The sequence below is a fragment of the Glutamicibacter sp. genome (assembly GCF_032154645.1).
Lineage (GTDB): Bacteria > Actinomycetota > Actinomycetes > Actinomycetales > Micrococcaceae > Glutamicibacter.
Genome location: NZ_JALDXV010000004.1, coordinates 103,431 through 124,824 on the forward strand (window position 1 = coordinate 103,431; position 21,394 = coordinate 124,824).

The window sequence follows — 21,394 nt, forward strand, 5'->3', positions numbered from 1 at the left end:
GCTGGGCATTATGCACAGCGTGGGATCTCCACAGTGTCTTACGACCTGATGCCTACTAAATTACTTGGTAGGAACGTTCAGGGTCTGACCAACCATGATCATGTCTGGGTTGGTCAGCTGGTCCGAGTTCAGCTCGAACAGGCCACGCCAGTCCTGGACGCCCAGCTTCTGAGCAATCTTGAACAGGGTGTCACCGGACTTGACGGTGTAGTTCTTGCCCGAATCGGTCACGTCTACGTTGTAGCTGACCTTGGCAGGAGCCTGTGCCACGCGCTTGCCGCTGGTGGCTGGAGCAACCGACTTAACCGACTTGGTTGGAACAGCGCTACGGGTCGAAGTGCGGACGTAGTCGTTGGAGTACGACTTGGCAGCCTTCTTGGTAGTGGTGGTCGACTTCTTTGCGTAAGAAGTTGCCTTCTTAGCGGTGTCGGCGGTGGAGGTGCCCTTAGGCGAACCGCTGATGCCCAGCTTGGCGGTGCATGCTGGCCATGCGCCCCAACCCTGGCCCTGCTGAACCTTGGTTGCAACGCGGATCTGCTCGGCCTTCGAAGCATTGTGGGCAGAGCCCTTGCCGCCGTAAGCCTTCCAGGTTGAAGGCGTGAACTGCAGGCCACCGGAGAAGCCGTTACCGGTGTTGATGGACCAGTTGCCGCCGGACTCGCACTGAGCCAGCTTGTCCCAGGTGCTTGCAGCCGAAGCTGGAGCAGTGGTGGCAACTACAGCGCCACCGGCTACTGCGAAAGCTGCTAGGGTGGCACCGCCGCGGCGGATAATCTTCTTAGTCTTCTGCTGGATCATAATTCTCCAGTGCTCTTTCAGCACTCAGGCCTTCCTAGGCCATCCTTGTGCACCGCTCAGCGTCGCATTTCGACGTTGATGAAATACTGCCCTGGCGAGCGGTCCGAAAGTCCCGGCAGTACCTGTTTCCCCATAACACCGCGAGTGTTATCGAAACGTTATAAAAGACTGTAGCCCACACCCCCACGGGGTGCGCAACTCAGGGATCTCCCAGAAACAGCGAAAATACAGGTCATTCCGGGCGAAAAAAATTTTAAATTTATCTCGCAGAACGCCCTCTACGCGCACCAAATCACCCAAAATGTTACATTCCCGAGGTGGATTCACGACCTTGAATTGTGATATAGATTCCACTCATTCGAGATGACGAAATCATCCAATGTAACGACCGAAATACCGTCGGGTTATTCAACGCCCAAAGCATTGACGCGGACATGCAGCAACACGGCGAAGTACCGCCGGCAGCTTGAGAACCTGTGGCCGAAGAGACTCACCCAATATTTAGATTTCTCCCATGTAGTTGGCAGTATTTCGGTAGTCTGAGTCAAAGGACCAACAGCAATTGCCCACGTGCGGGTAGCAGGAGATCACTGATGCCCACATCGAAAAGGCTCACGAAGGAACGCTTGAAGGAAGACTTCGTCTGCTTCCCTCGGGCGACCCGTGAGTTCTTCCGAAACGACGGGCTGGATACCGCTGCATCGTTGACCTACTACATGGTGTTGGCATTGTTCCCGGCATTGCTGGCATTTATCTCGATACTGACGTTCGCCGGAGCCAGTGAATCCGCCACCGACTGGCTCATGGGTGTCCTTGAATTAGCGTTGTCTCCCAACGGAGAACAGCTCAACGCGGAATCACAACAATTGCTGGACACAGCTGAACAGGTCCTCGATACGTTAGCCGCCAACGCCGCGGGGACCACGCTGGCGATTACCGTCGGTTCAATTGGTGCCTTGTGGAGTACCTCAGCGTATGTATCGGCCTTTGGCCGCGCGATGAACAGGTTATTCGGCGTACGCGAAGGCCGGCCGCAGTGGAAGCGTCGTCCGCAGATGTTCCTCATCACCCTTGCGATCATGATCTTGGCAATCGTCTCGGCCACGCTGTTCATCGTGACCGGAACCATTGCCCAAGGTCTTGGCAATATTTTGGGCATGGGCGACAGCTTCGTCATCATTTGGAATCTAGTGAAGCCGCTAGCCTTTCTTGTCATATTCCTTTTGGTCCTCGCACTGCTGTATTACTACACACCCAATGTGAAACGTCCAAAATTCCAATGGTTCTCCCCAGGCAGCATTACGGCCCTGATCGCCCTGGGGCTGGCGACAATCGGCTTCAGCTTCTACATCACGCATTTTGCCTCCTACTCGGCCACCTACGGCACCATTGGCAGCCTCATCGTCCTGGTGCTTGCCGGATGGATTGGAAACATCGCCCTAATTGCCGGCGCGCTGGTCGACATCGAGTTCATCCGCCTCAAGCAATTGCGCACGGGGCTGCCATCGGCTGAAATTGTTCATCTGCCGTTGCGTGATTCGGCGATAATCGCAAAGAAGAACTTGTCCAACTACAAGGATCTGGTGGAAGCACAGGAAATCCGGCTGCACCACGGTGGGGACCCGCTGCAGGACATGACCATCGATCCTCATGGCAAGGTCAAACGCAAGACCAAGCTCTCGTCCATTGCCTTAGCGAGCCTTGTGACATGGGCCATCACCCGCCGGTCCTACCGCAAACAGTTACGCCGACGTCCCGAAGAGAACAATTAGGCTTGAAACGGACCACCACAGGCACAAGGCGCCGAGTAGAAGCATCACCAGCAACCACAATGTGGCAAAGGTACCCGTCGATTCTGCGATGAGATAGGCGTCGGATTGACGCAGATCGTTGCGCCTGACGGTATGAACCGACAACAGCTTGATGAAGTCCCTGATTCCTGAACACAGCAGGAAACCGGCAATGAGCAATGCCAAATAAAGGTACGCATTCTCCGGGGCGAAAAAGACCACCCCTAGGGCCACGACCACGCTGACGGCACAGACCAATATGGCTGGCCAATTTCGGGCAAAGAATAATGCCACGATAAAGAACAGCGCATAAATTCCCAGCGCCCGCCCGGCATATCCGGCAGAAATTGCCCAGAACATCACCGCAGAGACGAACAGCGGTGCCGGGTATCCAAAGAGCCCCGAGAAAATAACGGAAAACTTTCCGCGCCCGCGACTGACCACTTCGCCCGAGTGATCCCACCCCAGGCGAAGCCCCATGACAAACCGTCCGGTGAGCATCGCAGAAATAATATGCCCCATTTCATGGATGAGCGTTGAATACAGTCCCGTAATGCGCCACACCGGACGAGGAACCACCAACAGCAAGACAAGGCCGGTCACCAAAGCCCACTGCCATACCGTCAGGCTGGCTTCAACCGGTTGGGATAGCCGTGCCCAAGCTTCACCAATATTAAGGTTCACGATCGGACTCCTACCCGGATATAAATTGACAGTTGCAGATATCAGCATTCTTCCAAAGCGCGTGAAGGAACCGGTCCTCGCCACCACCAGCACGTCATTTTCTAGGAATTGTCACAGCAATCAGACCTACGATGAATTAAAGAATCACAACACTTAACTGTGGAGGTACCCCGTGTCTCGTTTAACTTCAACCGCAGTCGCAGCCACCGGACTGCTTGGCGGCTATGCAACCGGCCGTGCGACGAAGAAGCGTCCGCTAGCAGGCGTGGTCCTAGGTGTAGCCGGCGTGGGCGCCTTCTTGCTGTGGCAGAAGGACGCAGGCACCGGAAAGGCAATTGCGTTGACTTCAGCCTACGTTGGAGGCTTCGGTGCATCCCACCCGTTGGCCAAGAAGATCGGCGCCTGGCCCGCAGTCAATACCGTCACGGCAAGCGTCGCTGCCCTGTCCCTGATCCTGGGCGGCTCCAAGAAACCAAAAGACGACTAAGGGTTTTAGAACGACGCAATGTCGGGGCCGAGTGCTACGTTGACTAAGTCAAAATCAGTCAGCGAAAGGCACCGGCCCCGTGTTCTTTTTAAATGATCACTTCGTCTTCTCCGCCAGCGATCTGTCGGTTGCTGTCGAATGCCAGTACCAATCGCTGTTCATGCTCGACATCCGGCTGGGGCGCCGGCAGAAGCCGGAGAATATCGCCGACGAAATGCTGGCGCGCACCGCAGAGCTCGGCGATATCCACGAACACAACGTTCTTGCCGAACTGATCAAAACCTATGGCGATTACGACCCGGTGTCCGGCACGGGGGTAAAGCAATTTCACGACCGACCGCAAATGACCGAAGCATCATTGCGTGCCGCCCACGAACAAACCATCGCCACCTTGCGAGACGGTGCGGACGTCATTTTCCAGGCGACCTTCTTTGACGGAAGCTTCATCGGTTTCGCTGATTTTCTCGTGCGTCAAGACGACGGTTCGTGGGCGGTCTGGGACACCAAGCTAGCCCGTCATGCAAGGGTCAGTGCGCTGTTGCAAGTAGCCGCGTATGCGGATCAGATGATGGCCGAAGGGATCCGCGTACATCCCACCACCACGCTTGTACTCGGCGATGGTTCGCATTCGACCCACCGCGTAGATGAAATCCTGCCGGTCTTTCGATCACAACGCCAGCGTTTCCTGGATAGGGTTTCAGCCCATCGGCACTCGGGGCTGCCTGTCGCGTGGAATTCTGATGTATTGCAGCTGTGCGGCCGATGCGACTTGTGCGCCGTGCAGGTCGAAGAAACCAGGGACCTTTTGATGGTTGCCGGCATGTCGATGGTGCAGCGTGAAAAACTGCGGCGTCAGGGCATCACTACCATCGATGCCCTAGCCGCGTTGGAGCCCGAGGAAGGCACAGCCTTGGGGCGCAGCATCGATCAAGCCCGCATGCAGTTGGGGCTCGGCGTCATCGACGGGAGCGAACACGGAGTCTCCTATCGTGTGAAATCATCGCAGACCATTTCCCTGCTGCCGGTCCCCGATCGGGGAGATATCTTCTTCGACTTCGAAGGTGATCCGCTGTATCAGGAGGAGTTCGATGGCTCGTGGGGACTGGAGTACCTGTTCGGTGTCATTGAGATTGACACCGGAGAACCAGTGTTCCGACCTTTCTGGGCGCATAGTCGGGCCGGCGAGCGCCAGGCATTTCTTGACTTCATTGCCTACGTGGAAGAACGCCGCGCACGCTTCCCACAGATGAAGATCTATCACTATGCAGCCTATGAGAAGAGCGCTCTGCGTCGGTTGTCTCAGGTTCATATCGCCGGTGAAGACGAGGTTGACCAGTGGCTGCGTGAGAACCTGCTGGTCGATCTCTATGAAACCGTGCGCAACTCGCTGGTGGTCTCCACCCGCTCCTATTCCATTAAGAAGCTTGAGCCGCTGTACATGGGCGAGCATCTTCGCTCCGGCGATGTCACCGACGCGGGCGCTTCGGTCGTCGCCTACGCCCATTACATGCAGGCCCGCGACGCAGGTGACGCCCAGACTGCCGATCAGGTATTGAGCTCCATTGCCGACTACAACGAATACGACTGCCTGTCTACGCTGCGCTTGCGCGACTGGCTGCTGAGCTTGGTTGACGAGCAGCCGCAATCCCTGCCGGCCATGCCTGCCGAGCAGAATCCCGCCGAGGGCTACGAGCCCACGGCGGAAGAAGTTCGATTGCAGGAGTACCTTGCATCGCTGCCAGCCGGTACGGCGCTCGGAGACGACGACAAGGCGATCGCCATGGTCGCGGCGGCCACCGGCTACAACCGACGCGAGAAGAAGCAGTTTTGGTGGGAGCACTTCGACAGGCTCTCCGCGCCTATGGAAGATTGGTCAGAGGTCCGCGGCGTCTTCTCGGTAGCTTCGGCTCAGGTGTTGGAGGACTGGCACAAGGCCACGCCACGGGCTAGAACGTTCACCCGCATCACCAAACTCTTCGGCACCCTGGCCGAAGGGTCGCTGTATTCCCCCGGTTCCTCGGTCTTCGCGATGTTCGCAGCCCCGCTGCCCGAGGGCATGGAGGTTGATGACGTTGCCTTGCGCGGTGGTGCATTCAACGCCACGGTGCTTGAACTGGGCGAGGGCTGGATCAGCATCAGCGAGAAATCTAGTGCAAAGATCCCGTCCTATGGTGCGTTCCCGGTGGCGTTGACACCCGACAAGCCCATTCCCACCAAAAGCATTGACGATGCGTTAGCCGAAATGGCCCGCCAGGTCGGGTCAACCGTGCCTGCTCTTCCACACAAGGCAGGAATAGATATTTTGCGCCGCCTGCCGCCGCGTTTGAAAACCCTGCAGGCGCCTGCCGAACCGATCGAACTGGACGGTCAATCTCAGGTATATCCCGCAGTGGTGCAGACCCTCTTGGATCTTGACCACTCGTATCTTGCAGTGCAGGGCCCTCCCGGCACTGGCAAAACTTATGTCGCTTCCCATGTCATTCGCGAGCTGATCGATCACGGCTGGAAAATCGGCGTGGTCGCACAATCGCATGCGGTGGTCGAGAATGTTTTGAACAAGGCAATTTCAGCTGGGGTAGACCCCGAGCTCGTGGCCAAGGAGGTCAAGCACAAGGACCCGGTACCGTGGCTGGGCACCGACAAGGATGCTGTTGCACAGTTGTTGGGTTCATCCGGTGGCGCCCTCATCGGCGGCACTGCCTGGACCATGACCGGTTCAACGGTCCCGGCGGACAGCTTGGATCTGTTGGTCATTGACGAAGCCGGACAGTTCTCCCTAGCAAATACGCTCGCTGTCTCCCGTGCTGCAAGGAATCTGCTGCTGCTCGGCGACCCGCAGCAGCTGCCTCAGGTCACGCAGGGATCACATCCTCAGCCCATCGACGAGTCCGCCTTGGGCTGGCTTTCGCATGGTTTACCGGTCCTACCCCATCAGCTTGGCTACTTCCTAGGCACCTCATGGCGTATGCATCCGGCGTTGTGCGCCAAGGTTTCTGCCCTGAGCTACGACCACCAGTTGTTCTCTGCCACTGCGGCAGGGCGCCGGCGGCTGGACGAAAGCGAACCTGGCGTACAGACCAGGTTTGTGGAGCACCGCGGTAATACTGTGAGTAGTGTCGAGGAGGCCGAACAAATCGCGGTGCTGGTGCGGGAGCATCTGGGGAAGATCTGGCATTCGAGTTCAGATGCCTCACCTCGTGCATTGCGTCAGGAGGACATTTTGGTGGTCGCCGCCTATAACGCCCAGGTGAATCTGGTGCGCGAGGTACTACAGGAACATGGTTTGGGCGAGGTCAGGGTGGGGACCGTGGACAAGTTCCAAGGCCAGGAGGCCCCGCTGGTGCTGGTGACGATGGCCTGTTCAAGTGCCGTTGATGCTTCTCGCGGCATCGATTTCCTGCTCAACCGCAACCGCATCAATGTAGCGATATCCCGTGGCCAGTGGAAGGCAATGATCGTTCGCAGCGAGCGATTGACAGATTTTCTGCCGTCCAGCCCTGCCGCCCTCTCCCAGCTGGGAGCGTTCATGGCACTGTGATCCGGTGCGCTGGATCTCTAGCGCGCCGGGTCGATGACCTTGTCGGCGTCGAAGAATTCGGAGAGCACCGGTCGGTCCCCGTCCTTTTCCTTGGCGAACTGCAGACCATCGACATTGATGCGCATCTGCCGCTGATAGTCATCGGTCTGCTGCATCCACGCATGGGTGGTCCCGTCAACGCCGTAGAAGTACTTGAAACCTTGGTCTTTGAGATAATTGTATTTAGCACCGGAATAGTAGTTCACCCGGGCAATATCAGAACCGAAGGGGTAGACGAATTGGTCGGTCTTGCCAACGATCGGTTCAACTTCCTTCTTCCACAGTTTCATATCCCTTTTAAAACGACCCATGTCTTCGGTTCCGGTGGAAATGTGGCCCCAAGAGTGGGAGGCGAAGACCCATCCCTCATCCTTGAGCGCGTCGGCGACCTTGGTTGCCGCCTGCTGATCTTGTTTGATGTGTTTGTTCTTCGGATACTGGCTTTCCGAGGTGCGGTAGCCGAATTCACCGTTATACCCGGTCATGGCGAGGATGCCGCGCGCATCACGGTAGGAAAAGTCGGGGTGTTCATCGATGAAATCGTCGACCATGGTGCTCACGTCGTAGGCGCCGACATGTTTCTTTCCTGACGCATCGGTGTACTCGTTGCGGACTTTTCCGTCCCTGTCGACAACAAGGCGGGAGGCGAAGCCGTCACCGTCCATGTACTCGTAGTAGCTGACGTCATCCACCGAAAGCACCAAGGGTTTCTTATCCTTGGGAAGCATTATTTTTCGGTACTCCATCTCACCCTTTTTGTTGGGGCGGGCAAAATCTCGTGGATTCACCAAAACGTAGCCGCGGTCATAGAGGGAATCTAAAATCTTGGAAAATTCCTTATGCGTGACCATATAGTCCTTGTAGCCCTGGGCTTGAGCGTCGGAGTCGAAGGCCCTGTCGGTATCGATAACAAGCGAGTGGAAGAACAGGTGCGGTATTTGATCAGGTTTTGGCCAGGCGGTCATCTGCGACTTTTCATCTTCGAGCCCGGACACCATCTTCTGCAATTCGGCATTGTCATCGTTCTTCGCCAACTTGATGGCGCCGTCGTAATCAAAGCCATCGGCCAGCCTGTTGATTTCGGCTTTCACCGATTCGACGCGGGACTGCTCCTTCTGGGCCGTCTTCGCTTCGGTAGTGCTTGAAGGATCCGCTGCGGGGTTGGGTTGCTCACTACTGCATCCGACCAGCGCAAGAACGAGAAGCGTTGCCGCCGTCATTTGTGTGAACTTCATGTCCCGAACCCTCCGTACTAGTTTCGGCTGCTCCGCGCCTAAAAATAGCGTGGTCACTTTGTCATTTCGACACTACACAGATGAGGTTGTCTGTCACGTCCAACACGGTGGTAGCAACAAAACCTATACCGAACTGGCACCTACCCCGGAGTAACTGCACATTTTTCGTCAAGCGCGATGATCTAGAATTGCTTAGTTAGGCGTCGAGAAGATCAAGGAAACGAATGCAGCCCTCGCACCGTGCGAATAGCTTGTGGATCCAGTCCCAGCAGTTCAGAAGCTCGGCGGCGTACCGGCTGATCACCTCGCAGCCTTGGGCCGTTGGTTTTATCCGCGCTGAGTTCACCGCTGATCGCCCGCGCATTGCGCTCGAACTCTTTCATGCGTCGCTGGACTCATTTTTGAAATCCGCACGCCAAAGCGATGAGCAGATCCCGGTCAGCTACACGGCGCAGGACGTGGCAGAGTCCTGGGTTAAACAAGGCATTCTTGCCCGCCCACTGATCGATGGAAGGTTCGTCTACGAACCCAGTGCGCAGACCCTGCGGACGCTGCGCTTCCTCGCGGATTTTTCGACCGACGACTCCCATCTGAATTCTTCACGCCTCAACACCCTGCTTTCTTCCTTGGAGTCGCTGGCCCACGAAACGGACCCCGACCCGCAGGCGCGTATTCGAGCCCTCGAATCTCAGATTGCGCTGCGCCAGGCGCAGATCGACCAGCTACGCTCCGGCGACGATCCAGACGTACTCTCCCGAACCACAGCGCTGTCTGCAACGCGTTCGGTGCTCGATCTTGCTTCCAGCCTGCCGGCAGACTTTCGACGCATGCGCGACGGTGTTCAAGACATGCTCCACTCGCTGCGCGAAGGAATCCTTGACGCGTCCACGGCCAAGGGTGTCGCCGTGGGCCAGGTATTGGAAGCGGACCGTCAGCTGCGCTCCACCGCAGAGGGCGAAACCTTCCGCGGCTTCACCGAGTTCCTCAACTCTCCAGATGCCCAGCTGCGTTTCCGTGCAGCGTTGGCCGAAGTCCTTGAGCGCGAGTTCGTCGACGACCTGGAGCTTCCCGAGCGACAGATCCTCACCAACCTGCTGCGTGAACTGCGCCGTCAGGCTGCTGAAGTACACGCCTCCTACGGCAAACTCTCCGAATCACTGCACGCATTCGTGCAATCCGACGACTGTAAGCAGGCAGAGTTGCTGCGCCGTGCGGTGCGCGAGGCAGAAGCGGCGATCAGCCGTTCCTCCGCGCTCAAGCCGCGCAACGGTGTGGCGCCGCTGCAGCTTTTTGCGCCCCAGTTCATCACCCTTTCCGGCCTGGGCATCTACGACCCCTCCGAACACGTCGCTCCTCCCCCGCTGGCTCAGGCACCGGAATTCAGTTCCGATGACATCGTGCGGACCCCGAGCACGCCGGAGGCCGACCTGCCTGCACTGCGCAGCTCGATTGCCGGCAAGGTTCGTCAGGCGGGCCAGCAGGCGGTGCCATTAGCGGAGGTATTCAATTCCTTGGATGCCGAGGCGCAGCACCTGAACACTATTCGTGCATTGATCGAGATCGGACGCACCACCGGTGAATCCCTCGACGACACCGAACTGATCAGCCTCGACTTTCTCCAGCTCGACGGTTCAACCCGCACCGCATTCCTACCCGCCCTCAGCTTCACCAAGGAGCCGCTATGACCCCCACCGATTCATACGCCGCACCAATCACCGAGCCTTTATTCGAGGGTGATACCGGCAGCTACCCGTTGGCGCTGCGCCAGTTGATCGTCCGGTTGCTGCGCGGCCCGTACCTCGATGGTTCTACGGATCCTGCCGCATGGCAGTTGCTGCTTGACTCGCAGGCCACGGTGGCTCGGTACTTTTCCGAAATCTTCCTTGCTTTGAGCCTGGACATGGATCGCAAGATCGCCATGCTGACCCCGGTGCAGATCGATCAGCCGCATACCGCGCCGATCGCGCCGCGCCGTGCGCTCAAACGCGATGAAACCCTGCTGGCCTTGCGCCTTCGACTGCTGTTGGAACAGCACTCCGGCACCGGCAGCGACGCAGTGATCTCCCGGGCAGGCATGCACGATGTGCTCGCCGAGCACCGCTCGGCAACCGACCGGGATGACAAGCGCTTCGCCGAGTCCTGCGATGCAGCGATCGCCCGCCTGAGCTCGCTGCGGCTGCTGACCAACACGGAATTGCCTGACGAATTCAGGATCTCGCCGGCGCTGGCCATGGCTCTGCCGATCTCCTCGATTCAAGATATTCCCCGCTATATCGCAGCCATCGACGCGAACCAGAGCGTCCTGTCATTCTCCGAGGCTCAGGGCGATGAATCGGAAAAGAACGACAATAGCGAACTAACCGAAGAACTAGTGCAGGAGTAGCCAATGAGCATCGAAATGACACTCCCGCTCGGCGGCGAAATCAACCCGGGCCAGCACCGCCTTTCGCGTGTACAGCTGGTGAATTGGGGTACCTTCCACGGACTTCACGATCTGGGGATCGACCGCGACGGCACGCTGGTCACCGGCCATCCAGGCGTAGGCAAGTCGACCCTGTTCGACGCGATGGGCCACGTCTTCTTTGCCAGCCCGCGGTTGAATGAGTCAGCCAATGATGCGGCGACCCGCGAAGACCGCCGCACCACCTATTCCTATATGCGCGGGCGCAAGTTCAAGACCAGCTCCGGCACCGTCTACCAACGCCCAGGTGCGACCTGGAGCGCCATTCTGCTCAGCTACGACGACGGCCTGGGCAACACCGTCAGCGCGGGAGCCGTCTTCGACCTTCCCGATGCAGGCCTTGAAGGCCAGGTTTCCAAGCACTACCTGTTGAGCGAAGGCAAGCTGAACATCGCGGACCTGGAAAACCACGGCCCGCGCCGATTCACCGTCTCCTCGCTGTCAAAGGCGCTGGCTCCTTCCGAAGCCTTCGACACCCACAAGGCCTTCATCGAACGGCTGCGCCGCCGCCTGGGCGTGGAAAGCGACAAGGCTTTTGCACTGCTGCGTACGCTGCAGAACGGCAAGGGTCTAGCCAAGGGCGTGAACCAGTTCTTCCGCCACGAGGTGCTTGAGGAACCCGCCACGCTCAAGGCGGCTGCCGCAGCGGTGGAGGACTTCGCCCACCTGAGGGGCATCTATCGCCAATTGGATACGGCCAGGGCGCAGCGCGATGTGCTGGCCGAGGTTCCACGGCAGGATCGGGACTACCGTCAGCTGGCAGCGCAGATCGGTGAAACAAAGACCCTGCTTGAAAGCGAATTGACCGCTCTCGAAGCCCAGGTCCGACAGCTGGTGTTGGGCAACGACCTTGCCGCGCACCGCAAGGAGCTGGCTACCCTTGAGGCCGAAGAGCAGGAACTTGCTGGACGCAAGACCAAGCTCGACGACCAGCTGCAGTCCTTGGAGGCGGCCCACGATTCGGCCGGCTCGGCCTCGTTGATGCTTCTTGAACGGGAAGCAGATGCCGCCCGCAAGGCATTAAGCGAGAAGGAACAGGTGCTGCGCGCACTGCAGCAGCAGGCCGCCGACGCCGGGCTGAACTTTGAGTTCACCTCAACTGGTCTGGACGATCTGCGAGCCAATGCGGCGCGGACACTGCAGCAGCTGGATTCGATCACGAAGGATGCCCAGACCGTCGAATACGAGGCCATGGCATCGCTGGTCAACCTGCGCAAGCGCGCCGAAACCCTGTCGGAGCAGATTCGCTCCTACCAGCGGCGCGGCACCAACATCGACGACCGTTCGGTGGCGGCACGCCGAACCATCGCCTCGGCCTGCTCGCTGCGCGAAGAGCAGCTGCCCTTTGCCGGCGAACTGATGGACGTATCCGCCGAGTGCGCCCTGTGGCGGCTAGCGGCGGAGAAGTCCCTCCATTCGCTGGCTCGCACCATCTTGGTGCCCGGCGAGTTCCTCAACCAGGTCACCCATGCCATCGATAAGCTTGATGGTCTGGGTCGAGTCCGTTGGGCGGATATCTCGCTTGCGCCCAAACCTGCGGAGGCAGGACCTGCAGATCTGGTCACGAAGCTTGACTTCGCGCAGGGTGAATCAGGGGCTTGGCTCAAGGCAAAGATCACCGCCGACTACCCGCTGGTGTGCGTCGAGAATGACGCCGCCATGCATATTCATCCCAAGGCCATCACGCCCGCAGGAACTATCAAGTCGGGCGCTGGTAGCTTTGAGCGCGATACCCGCACACTGCCAGCGTCCGAATACCTGCTGGGTTTCACCAACGAAGCAAAGATCGCTGAGCTGCAGGCAAAGGCAGCGCGGCTTGATGACAAGGTCCTCGACGCGCAGAAGGCCGCCGATGAGCGCAGCACCGCGAAGAACAAGGTCCTGGCCAAGGTGCAGCTGTTGGAGGCAATCGTCGCCGATGAGCGGAGCTTCGCCCAGCTCGACGCAGCGGATGCGCTACAGGCCCTGCGTCGCAGCGAACAGAAACTCGGCGACGCGTTGGCGCTCTCCGGGGACTCCTCCAAGGTGCGCTCGCAAATAGAAACCGCGAAGGCTGAATCCGAAGAACTCGTCGGCTCCTTGGCCCTGGTGCGCTCTGCGGTGCAGGATCTGGCGCTGAAGGTTGAACGGGCCGAAAAGATATTGTCCTCCAGTGATCGGGTTTCCGAAGACTGGGCGGAGCAGATTCCTCAGGCACTGCGTGACCATGAGCTGCTTGGACCAATCCTGGAGCAGGTGGCTTCCGGTCACTGCCCTAGCTCGGAACAGATTTCTGCCGCATTCGCTGAAGTCAAGCTTCAATTGGGCAGCCAGCTGAACGCGCTGAACAGTCAGCGCCAGGAAATCGGCGGGGCGTTGAGCGAAACCTTCCGCCGTTTTGCCCGCGAGTTCGGCTCCTCCCATGCACAGACCCACGGCACCTCACCGGAAGCGGCGGAGCACTACGCGCAGTTGCACGACCAGATCGTCGCCGATGGGCTGCCTCATCACGAGGCGCAGTTCCGCGAATACTTTGCCAACCGTTCCTATGAGCGCTTCAGCGACCTTCTGCAGCTGCTGGACGAAGAACGGCGCATGATCTCTGAACGCATCAAACCGTTGAACCAGATCCTCGCAGAGGTCACCTTCGAGCATGGTTCGATCCTCCGCCTTGAGGTCGAAAACTCCATTCCCGTCGAGGCCGGCAACTTCCGCAAGGAATTGAAGAATGCGTTGCAGGATGCCTACACGACCAAGGATGAAAATTCTCTTGCCAATTCCTACCAGGCGTTGGAAGCTCTGGTGACAGCTCTCAGCGACACCGCGCTGACCGCATGGCGTTCGACGGTGCTCGACGTGCGCCAGCATGTGGTGATCACCTGCAACGAGCATAAGCCCAACGGCGAAGTTGAAACAGGGCTGGAACCTGGAACGCTCTCCGGCGGCGAAGGCCAGCGTTTCACGTCCTTCATCATGGGCGCCGCCCTGGCGTACCAGCTGGGCTTTGCCACCGCCGGATTCACTTCCTTCGGTACCGTCATGATTGATGAGGCATTCATTCAGGCGAACTCGGAGTATGCAGCTGCCGGTATCCGTGCGCTGCAGGAATTCGGCTTCCACCTGGTGTTGGCGGCCCCCGAGGACAAGATCGACCTCAGCCGCCATCTCGGGTCGATAACCGACATCATCAAGCACCCGGGGTCGAACATCTCAGGGTTCGTGACCACCGGCCGCTCCCCCGCCATGGCCACCACCATCACCCTGCGCGGATAAGCACCACTCATTGCAAGGCCAGAAGCTGTCTCTAACGAGATCGCTTCTGGCCTTTGTAGTCTGAAGCGTGCGGGGGCCTACTTCATTTGTGCCGCAATGTGTTCGGGAATCATGTTCACCCGCGGGGTGAGGACCTGTGGTGTGAATTCCGGGTCGATACAGTTTTTCCAATATTTCAAGTGGGCTTCATCGATCCAGTGGGTCGAGTCGTGAACCTCGATCCCGCCCTCGCCTTGGATGCTGTACCAGTACAAGTAGTCGACTCCATCCAGGGTTTCACTGAAAATCGTCTCTACGTACATCTTCTCGCCTTCGAGGGTCTCTAGAACCGCTGGCATATTCGAGTTTAGAAAATCCATCCACCGATTGACCTGATCGGTAGCACCGGGAAGGACTCTAAATCTCATCAACTCGATCTGCATGTTTCAAGGGTATCGATCGCGTCTTCATTGATAGGGAAAATGACGAAGCGCCCGAAAGCCTGAAAATCTTCAAGCTTTCGGACGCTTCATCGGTTAGTACGCCGTGATTACTCCGCTGCCAGTCCTTCAACCGGAGAGAGCTTCGAGGCCCGGCGTCCCGGAGTGATCGAGGCGAGCAGGGCCGCCACGATGCTCACCACCAGCACGATGGCCAGCTGCAACCACGGGATGTCATAGGACATCTTGCCCATGGCCGACAGGGTCGCCTGTGCACCGAGCAGGCCGTAGGCCACACCGAGCACCAAACCCAGCAGGGCTGCGACGCCGCCGATCAACACCGCTTCCTGCGCGAGCATGGCGCGCAGCTGCTTCTTCTTCAGACCAAGGGCCCGCAGCAGCGAGTTTTCGCGGGTGCGTTCAAGCACCGAGAGGCTGAGCGTGTTCGCCACACCGATCAGTGCGATCAGCACGGCAACGGCCAGCAGTGCCGACACGATGGTCAACAGCACATCGATGATCTGGGAGAACATTGCGTTCTGCACCACGCCGCCGTCGACCATGTAGCGTTCAACGCCAGCTACTTCAACGATCTGGTCCACCAGTTTGTTGATCTCAGCCGAGCTCATCTCTGGCGTTACCTTGATCAGCACCCCCATGGACTCGGTGTCCGGGTCCATGGTCTTGAGCGTCTTCAGGGTGTCCATGGTGACGATGTCGGTGTAGAGCGAAGCCTTGGATTCCTTGACCTCCAGCTGTTCGCCGCCCACAGTCATCGTCTTGGTTCCCGGCGCGGCGAATCCACTGACCATGACGATCTCACCGTTGGCTGGAACGATGCTTGGGTCCAGTGCAACCTTCTCAAATTCCTGGGGCTCTACTGCCATCAGCGGCAGCCCAGTTTCGTCGGCTCCGTTTGGGTCATCCATGAGCGCGGTGGCCGAGCGGAAGGTGGTGCTCTGCTCCACGCCCTGGATGTTGGCCAGATCGCCTGCAAGTTTTTCTGCCTTGGCAGGATCCGCCTCCTCACCATAGAGCGAGACCGTCACATCCACCGGGTATTCACCGGCGATGCTGTTGTTCAGGCTTGCCTTGGCGGTCTGTCCGCCGACCATGATCATGGAAACCAGGGTGACGCCGATCAGCAGTGCCGTAGCCGTTGCGGTGGTGCGTCCCGGGTTGCGCACTGCATTCAACGCTGCCAGCTTTCCAGCGACCGAACGTCCGGCGACAAGTTTGCCGATGCCGTACACGCTGGATGGCACGAACAACGAGGCGAGCATCAAAATGCCAGGGAAGGACAGCAGGCCGCCGACGAAAGCGATCGGCAGTTCGCCCTTATAAGCACCGTATCCCAGCAGCGCTGCACCCCCCAAGGTGAGCAGCGCGCCGAAGATGATGCGCAGTTTGCCTGCACGGTTTTTCACGCTGGCGGCGTCGAAGGGACGAAGCGCGGCCAGTGGTGCCAGCTTCATCGCGCGGCGTGCCGGCAGGCTGGCCGCGATCACCGTCATCAGGATGCCGACGACCACCGGAATGATCAGCCCGCTCGGAGACAGTTCAAGGGTTGCGTAGGACATGGACGGTACATAGATGTGCAGCAGCTGAATCAGCCCAGCCATCAGCGCCACGGCCAGGGCCACGCCGATCACCGAGGCGAGAATCCCGATGAGCAGCGCCTCGATCAGCACCGAACTGCGGATCTGCTTGCGCTTGGCGCCGAGGGTGCGCAGCAGCGCCAGCTCCCTGGTGCGCTGGGCGATCACCACGTTGAAGGTGTTGACCACTACCAAACCCGTGACCACCAGTGCGATCAATGCGAAGACCAGAAGGACGACGGTGAGCTGATCGGTGCCGTCGGTCAGCGCCGCAACATCCTTGATGACCTTCTCATCTGCGGTCAACACCGAGATGTCCAACATGTTCTGGTCGGCGAAGTAGCCCTTGAGCTCTTTCTGAACCTGGTCGACAGCTCCCTTGGCATTAACCACGATGCTTGAAGGAACGAAGTCCTCGCCGGCGAACTTGCTCCAGGCGTCTTCTTGCATGCCCATCAGCGCGTATCCGGAAATCTGCGGATCGGTAGAGGTGCGCTGGAGGCCCACCACGATCAGGTTCTGGGCTTTCGAGTCCTCATCGTTCAGTGAAATCGTGTCGCCGATGGACACACCCATGTCTTCGGCGTGGTTGTCATCCAGCAGTACTTCGTTGGCGCGCAGTGGTGCGCGGCCTTCGACCAACTCCATCCCGCCGAGGTTTTGCTCGGCGGAAACAGGGCTGGTCAGCACCGTATAGCCGTTGTCGGCGGTGTGCAGTTCCCCACCGGAGTAGGCAATCGCATAGGCGGAGGATACCCCGTCGAGCTTCCGCACATCGTCGAGGTTCGACATGCCCAACTCTTTGGACTCTTCATCTTCGCTGGAGCCCGCGCTCCAGTCCGGGAAGGCTACCAGATCGGCGTTTTTGTAGGAGTCGCCAAGCGAGTTCTTCAAGGTGGCGCGGGTGGAGGTGTTCACCGCGAGGGTGGCGGCGAGGAATGCGGTGCCGATGGCTACCGCCAAAATGACGGCGATATAACGCCGTGCGTAGGTCTTTATATTTGCGAGGGCTACGTGCAGCATGGATTACTCCGCAAGGGAGGCGAGCGCCTCGGTGACGGTGGCGACGGTTGGTTCTTCGATGCTTCCAACCAGCTGGCCGTCCTTCATGAGCAGCACGGTGTCTGCGTAAGAGGCAGCGGCAGGGTCGTGGGTCACCATGATGATGGTCTGGCCCATCTCACGGGTGGAGGTGCGCATCAGGGAGAGCACTTCTGCACCGGTACGGGAATCAAGGTTGCCGGTGGGCTCGTCGCCGAAGACCACCTCTGGCCGGGTAAGCAGGGCGCGGGCTACAGCCACTCGCTGCTGCTGACCGCCGGAGAGCTCGTGAGGCTTGTGGTTCAGTCGATCGCGCAGGCCCAATGCCTCGATGACGGTGTTGAACCAGTCGCGGTCATAGCGCTTGCCGGCCAGCGACAGTGGAAGCAGGATGTTGTCCTTGGCGTTGATGGTTGGCACCAGGTTGAAGGACTGGAAGACGAAGCCGATCTGTTCGCGGCGCATCAGGGTCAGCTCGTCGTCGTTCATGTTCATCAGGTCTTTGCCGCCGATCATGATCTGTCCGGCATCTGCCGTATCGAGGCCTGCCAGACAGTGCATGAGGGTGGATTTGCCGGAACCGGAGGGTCCCATGATGGCGGTGAAGCGGGAGCGGGCGAAGGCCACGTCTACTGAACGCAGTGCCTGCACGCGGGTGCTGTCATGTCCGTAGCTTTTGGTCAGGCCTCGGGCCGAGACCGCGTAATCGGTGAGGGGCAGAGTTTCAGATGTCATATTTACAGACTATAAAAAGCCTACGCAGCCGCGTATCGGTCGACAGACCGGTCTTAAATGAAGCTGGCTCATACCTAGGTATGAGCCAGCTGGCAGGATGCTAGGAGCACCGTAGTGCACCGGTGCTCAGCACTGCGTGTTCAGTTCGCTGCTGCGGTGAGATTCCGGTTCGATCTGGAAGGTCGAGTGCTCGATGCTGACCTCGAAATGCGCCGCCACGCACTGCTGCAGGTTGCGCAGCAGGCCTCCTGCTGCATCGGCGTCGAACATCTCGTCCTTGACCACCACATGAGCGGTGAGCACCGGCAGGTTGGAAGCGATCTGGCTGGCGTGCAGGTCATGCACCGCGATGACTCCCTGCTGCCCCTCAAGATGGTCCCGCACCGCGTTCAGGTCGAGCCCGCGGGGTGTTGATTCCAGCAGAATATGGGTGGTTTCCTTCAGCAGCGACAGCGCCCGGGGCACAATCAACGCGCTGATCAACAGCGCCGCAATAGAGTCAGCCCGCATCCAACCGGTGTAGGTGATCACCAGTGCTGCAATGATCACTGCCACCGACCCCAAGGCGTCGTTGACCACCTCCAGGAATGCCGCGCGCATGTTCAGATTGTTGTTCTTTCCCCCGAAAATAATCCACATGGAGGCCACATTGCCCAGCAGGCCGACGATGCCGAAGATCAGCAGGCCGGCGGGCTGGACTTCAGGCGGTTCGAAAAGCCGCTGCACGGCATCGACTGCCGCGTAAATGCCCACGGCGAGTAGCAGCGCCGACTGCACGGTTGCGGAGAGCACTTCTGCACGGCGAAAGCCCCAGGTGCGTTTGACGGTTGCCTTGCGCATGATCAGGTTCGCAGCGGTTAGCGCCAACAGCAGCCCGGCGGCATCTGTCAGCATGTGCGCCGCATCGACCAACAGGGCCAGGGAGTTGGTGGCGATGGCTCCGATGATTTCGGCAATGAGAATGCTCGCCGTGATGCAAAAGGCCCAGGCTAACCGTGTGCGGTTGTTGTCTGCATGGTCATGCGAATGATTGTGGCCCATCGACTCACCTCCCTGTTTCTAACTGTGGGTGTTCTTCGCTCCAGTGGTGCGCTGCGTTGCCCGGCCGACTCAATTCTTCAGCCTTGGAAAGCACCTCGGCGAGCTGCGGCGACTGGTTGAGCGAGTACATACTTGCCCTGCCCTGAGTCCTGACGCTGACAAGATCGCTGTCGCGAAGACAGGCAAGATGCGCGCTGACGGTGCTTTGGGCTAGGCCCAGATGCTCGGTCAGATCCTTGACCTTGTGTTCCCCAATTTTCAGATGTTCCAAGATGAGCAGCCGCGTAGGGTCTGCAAGTGCATGAAACAAGGCAGCCAGTTGGCCGCGTTGGTGCGCACCCAGCTCTTCATCGGCTTTCGCCTCTATCATCGTCATATGACGATGATAGATCTTCCTTCTATCAAAAGATAGTCAAGGTGAGCAGTCAGACTTCGCAGGAATGCGAAGATGAAAGCATGAGTGAAGATTTGGTCATTGGAGACGACGGTCTGGCCCGACCGCTATGGGCTTCGAGCAATAGCATGCTGCGCGAATACTATGACAGCGAATGGGGCATGCCGATCACCGATGAGTCGGGCCTCTTCGAGAGACTCAGCCTGGAGTGCTTCCAGTCCGGGTTATCCTGGGCAATCATTCTGGCCAAACGCGAAGCCTTCCGCCGCGCATTTGCCAACTTCGACCCGGAAAAGGTTTCTCTTTTTTCTGAATTGGATTATCAGCGGCTGATTGAAGATCCATCGATCGTGCGCAATCAACTCAAAATCCGGGCAACAATCGCCAACGCTCAAGCGACCCTGGCACTGAGGGACGAAGGCGGTCTGGCCGATTTCATTTGGTCCTTCAAACCCGCACAGACGCCCGAGCCAAAAACCATGGAGCAGATTCCCACCCAAAGCGAAGAATCAAAGCAGTTGGCGAAGGCGCTGAAAAAACGCGGCTTCAAATTCGTCGGTCCAACCACCATGTACGCACTCATGGAGGCTGTGGGCATCGTCGATACGCATCTTCTCGGCTCGCACCGTCGCGGCAGCTCCGGAATTTGGACGGGCTAATTCTTAGGCAATTGAAAATGAGGCTTGTCGGGGTGTGCAATCCCGACAAGCCTCATTTATGCGATTCGGCTGACTGAGCAGGTCAACCGATTCCCTATTTCCCTTTGTTCGGCAAAGCCGACCAGCAAAGCCGGAGTGAGCATTCCCCGCCTTGCCGTGAACCAGCCGATTCTCACCGGGCAAGTTTGCGCTTCTCCCGACCACACACGGGAGAAGCTCTGCACTAAGCATACCCCACGACTACGCAATAAGGTCAATACCTAGATGTTAATTCAATTAAAATTAACTTAGGGTCATCTAACTTCTCTGCTGCGGTTCTTCTTCAAAGATCCGCCCAATGGGACTTTGCTTCTCCGCCTGGAAATCATCCTCAGCACGACCGAAGGCCCAGTATGCAGACAGCGACATGTCGCGACGGTCCACCCCGCGCTCGTTATAGAAATAGCCACGCAGGCGCTTCATGACCTCGCGTTCACCGTGGGCAAAGAGCTGCACGCGCCCTTCTGGCCAAGGGAATTCACGCACGGCTTTTTCCAAGACGGTGTTCTGCGGGTCGAAGGATCCCCCTCGGTGAACCCAGCTGACTTCAACCCCCGCGGGAGCCTTCAGATCCATCTCATCCTGAGCGTCGGCAACTTCAATAATCGCCACACCTCGCATGGCGTCGTCCATCGACTCCAGCGCCGCACTGATGGCAGGAATTGCGGTTTCATCACCGGTCAGAATATGGAAATCAAACTCTGGCTTAGGGAAATACAGCCCTCCAGGGCCTGCAAAACATACAAATTCCCCCACTTGGGCATTCCGGGCCCACGGTCCGGCCAACCCCTGGTCGCCGTGTACGACAAAATCAACGTCAATGGTCTTCGCCGCCATATCGCAGTGGCGAACGGTGTAGGTACGCCGCACCGGCAAATCTTCCATCGGCAGCTGCTCACGCAGCTGGTCCATGTCATAGGGCGGTACCAGACCAAGCTCCGGCTTTGCGAACATAATCTTGATATAGCGGTCGGTCACCGGCTTATCAACAAAAGTTTCGAACCCTGGACCTCCCAGGGTCAGGCGAACCAAATGCGGAGCAATCTGCACCCGCTTCATTACCTGAAGTACGGTCTGCGGGCGAGCGGCGCGTGCGCCCGCAGTTGCGGGTGCCGATTGAGGGGTAGCCACCAGAAAACTTCCTATCTGAATAAGATTAGATAGTTCAATCCTATTTCACAGAA

The 21,394-nt window shown here is 58.5% G+C and carries 16 protein-coding genes; 7 read left to right on the forward strand and 9 right to left on the reverse strand.

Annotated elements, in window-relative coordinates; all coding sequences use genetic code 11:
* Window positions 1–60 precede the first annotated feature (60 nt).
* Window positions 61–798, reverse strand: a complete 738-nt coding sequence (locus tag RUH64_RS05590) for a transglycosylase family protein (RefSeq protein WP_313811966.1) — start codon at window positions 796–798, stop codon at window positions 61–63.
* 593 nt (window positions 799–1,391) lie between these two features.
* Between RUH64_RS05590 and RUH64_RS05595 the strand changes: the two genes are divergently transcribed.
* Window positions 1,392–2,570, forward strand: coding sequence for a YihY/virulence factor BrkB family protein (locus RUH64_RS05595; protein WP_313811967.1), 1,179 nt, complete (start codon window positions 1,392–1,394; stop codon window positions 2,568–2,570).
* Here the strand turns inward: RUH64_RS05595 and RUH64_RS05600 are convergent.
* Window positions 2,541–3,272 (reverse strand): M50 family metallopeptidase, encoded by a 732-nt coding sequence (locus tag RUH64_RS05600; protein ID WP_313811968.1) that lies wholly within the window; start codon window positions 3,270–3,272, stop codon window positions 2,541–2,543. The genes RUH64_RS05595 and RUH64_RS05600 overlap by 30 nt on opposite strands.
* Window positions 3,273–3,444: 172 nt before the next feature.
* On the opposite strand from RUH64_RS05600, the gene RUH64_RS05605 reads away from it, so the two are divergent.
* On the forward strand, window positions 3,445–3,759 hold the full coding sequence (locus RUH64_RS05605; protein ID WP_313811969.1) for a hypothetical protein: 315 nt from the start codon (window positions 3,445–3,447) through the stop codon (window positions 3,757–3,759).
* A gap of 79 nt (window positions 3,760–3,838) precedes the next feature.
* On the forward strand, window positions 3,839–7,297 hold the full coding sequence (locus RUH64_RS05610) for a TM0106 family RecB-like putative nuclease (RefSeq protein ID WP_313811970.1): 3,459 nt from the start codon (window positions 3,839–3,841) through the stop codon (window positions 7,295–7,297).
* A 17-nt stretch (window positions 7,298–7,314) separates the two neighbouring features.
* On the opposite strand, the gene RUH64_RS05615 is transcribed toward RUH64_RS05610, so the two are convergent.
* A complete protein-coding gene (locus tag RUH64_RS05615) occupies window positions 7,315–8,571 on the reverse strand; it encodes a polysaccharide deacetylase (RefSeq protein ID WP_313811972.1) in 1,257 nt (418 codons plus the stop codon).
* Window positions 8,572–8,795: 224 nt separating this feature from the next.
* Between RUH64_RS05615 and RUH64_RS05620 the strand changes: the two genes are divergently transcribed.
* Genes RUH64_RS05620 through RUH64_RS05630 form a run of 3 tightly spaced genes read left to right on the forward strand, consistent with a single transcriptional unit; the run spans window position 8,796 to window position 14,284 of the window.
* Window positions 8,796–10,256 carry a DUF3375 domain-containing protein gene (locus tag RUH64_RS05620; RefSeq protein WP_313811974.1) on the forward strand — a complete coding sequence of 487 codons (1,461 nt, stop codon included), beginning with the start codon at window positions 8,796–8,798 and terminating at the stop codon, window positions 10,254–10,256.
* Complete coding sequence (locus RUH64_RS05625; RefSeq protein ID WP_313811976.1) at window positions 10,253–10,954, forward strand: DUF4194 domain-containing protein; 702 nt, start codon at window positions 10,253–10,255, stop codon at window positions 10,952–10,954. Before RUH64_RS05620 ends, RUH64_RS05625 begins: the two co-directional genes overlap by 4 nt.
* Before the next feature lie 3 nt (window positions 10,955–10,957).
* Window positions 10,958–14,284 carry an ATP-binding protein gene (locus RUH64_RS05630; RefSeq protein ID WP_313811977.1) on the forward strand — a complete coding sequence of 1,109 codons (3,327 nt, stop codon included), beginning with the start codon at window positions 10,958–10,960 and terminating at the stop codon, window positions 14,282–14,284.
* Window positions 14,285–14,361: 77 nt separating this feature from the next.
* Here RUH64_RS05630 and RUH64_RS05635 read toward each other — a convergent pair whose 3' ends face one another.
* The 5 genes from RUH64_RS05635 to RUH64_RS05655 all read right to left on the reverse strand — a co-directional run bounded on the left by RUH64_RS05635 (window position 14,362) and on the right by RUH64_RS05655 (window position 19,494).
* Window positions 14,362–14,706 (reverse strand): DUF6176 family protein, encoded by a 345-nt coding sequence (locus tag RUH64_RS05635; RefSeq protein WP_313811979.1) that lies wholly within the window; start codon window positions 14,704–14,706, stop codon window positions 14,362–14,364.
* A 107-nt stretch (window positions 14,707–14,813) separates the two neighbouring features.
* On the reverse strand, window positions 14,814–17,324 hold the full coding sequence (locus tag RUH64_RS05640) for an FtsX-like permease family protein (protein ID WP_313811981.1): 2,511 nt from the start codon (window positions 17,322–17,324) through the stop codon (window positions 14,814–14,816).
* 3 nt (window positions 17,325–17,327) lie between these two features.
* On the reverse strand, window positions 17,328–18,077 hold the full coding sequence (locus RUH64_RS05645; protein ID WP_313811982.1) for an ABC transporter ATP-binding protein: 750 nt from the start codon (window positions 18,075–18,077) through the stop codon (window positions 17,328–17,330).
* A gap of 126 nt (window positions 18,078–18,203) precedes the next feature.
* A complete protein-coding gene (locus RUH64_RS05650) occupies window positions 18,204–19,118 on the reverse strand; it encodes a cation diffusion facilitator family transporter (RefSeq protein ID WP_313811984.1) in 915 nt (304 codons plus the stop codon).
* A gap of 4 nt (window positions 19,119–19,122) precedes the next feature.
* Entirely contained in the window at window positions 19,123–19,494 is a 372-nt protein-coding gene (locus RUH64_RS05655; protein ID WP_313811986.1) for a metalloregulator ArsR/SmtB family transcription factor, read from the reverse strand.
* 80 nt (window positions 19,495–19,574) lie between these two features.
* On the opposite strand from RUH64_RS05655, the gene RUH64_RS05660 reads away from it, so the two are divergent.
* Window positions 19,575–20,171, forward strand: a complete 597-nt coding sequence (locus RUH64_RS05660) for a DNA-3-methyladenine glycosylase I (protein ID WP_313811987.1) — start codon at window positions 19,575–19,577, stop codon at window positions 20,169–20,171.
* A gap of 297 nt (window positions 20,172–20,468) precedes the next feature.
* On the opposite strand, the gene RUH64_RS05665 is transcribed toward RUH64_RS05660, so the two are convergent.
* Window positions 20,469–21,341: a siderophore-interacting protein gene (locus RUH64_RS05665; RefSeq protein WP_313811989.1), complete on the reverse strand. Its 873-nt coding sequence runs from the start codon at window positions 21,339–21,341 to the stop codon at window positions 20,469–20,471.
* Between the last annotated feature and the right edge of the window lie 53 nt (window positions 21,342–21,394).

Coding starts and splice junctions, on each gene's coding strand:
- RUH64_RS05660 (WP_313811987.1), top strand. CDS start 19,575: ATGAGTGAAGATTTGGTCATTGGAGACGACGGTCTGGCCCGACCGCTA.
- RUH64_RS05650 (WP_313811984.1), bottom strand. CDS start 19,118: ATGGGCCACAATCATTCGCATGACCATGCAGACAACAACCGCACACGG.
- RUH64_RS05630 (WP_313811977.1), top strand. CDS start 10,958: ATGAGCATCGAAATGACACTCCCGCTCGGCGGCGAAATCAACCCGGGC.
- RUH64_RS05640 (WP_313811981.1), bottom strand. CDS start 17,324: ATGCTGCACGTAGCCCTCGCAAATATAAAGACCTACGCACGGCGTTAT.
- RUH64_RS05615 (WP_313811972.1), bottom strand. CDS start 8,571: ATGAAGTTCACACAAATGACGGCGGCAACGCTTCTCGTTCTTGCGCTG.
- RUH64_RS05635 (WP_313811979.1), bottom strand. CDS start 14,706: ATGCAGATCGAGTTGATGAGATTTAGAGTCCTTCCCGGTGCTACCGAT.
- RUH64_RS05655 (WP_313811986.1), bottom strand. CDS start 19,494: ATGACGATGATAGAGGCGAAAGCCGATGAAGAGCTGGGTGCGCACCAA.
- RUH64_RS05645 (WP_313811982.1), bottom strand. CDS start 18,077: ATGACATCTGAAACTCTGCCCCTCACCGATTACGCGGTCTCGGCCCGA.
- RUH64_RS05595 (WP_313811967.1), top strand. CDS start 1,392: ATGCCCACATCGAAAAGGCTCACGAAGGAACGCTTGAAGGAAGACTTC.
- RUH64_RS05590 (WP_313811966.1), bottom strand. CDS start 798: ATGATCCAGCAGAAGACTAAGAAGATTATCCGCCGCGGCGGTGCCACC.
- RUH64_RS05625 (WP_313811976.1), top strand. CDS start 10,253: ATGACCCCCACCGATTCATACGCCGCACCAATCACCGAGCCTTTATTC.
- RUH64_RS05620 (WP_313811974.1), top strand. CDS start 8,796: ATGCAGCCCTCGCACCGTGCGAATAGCTTGTGGATCCAGTCCCAGCAG.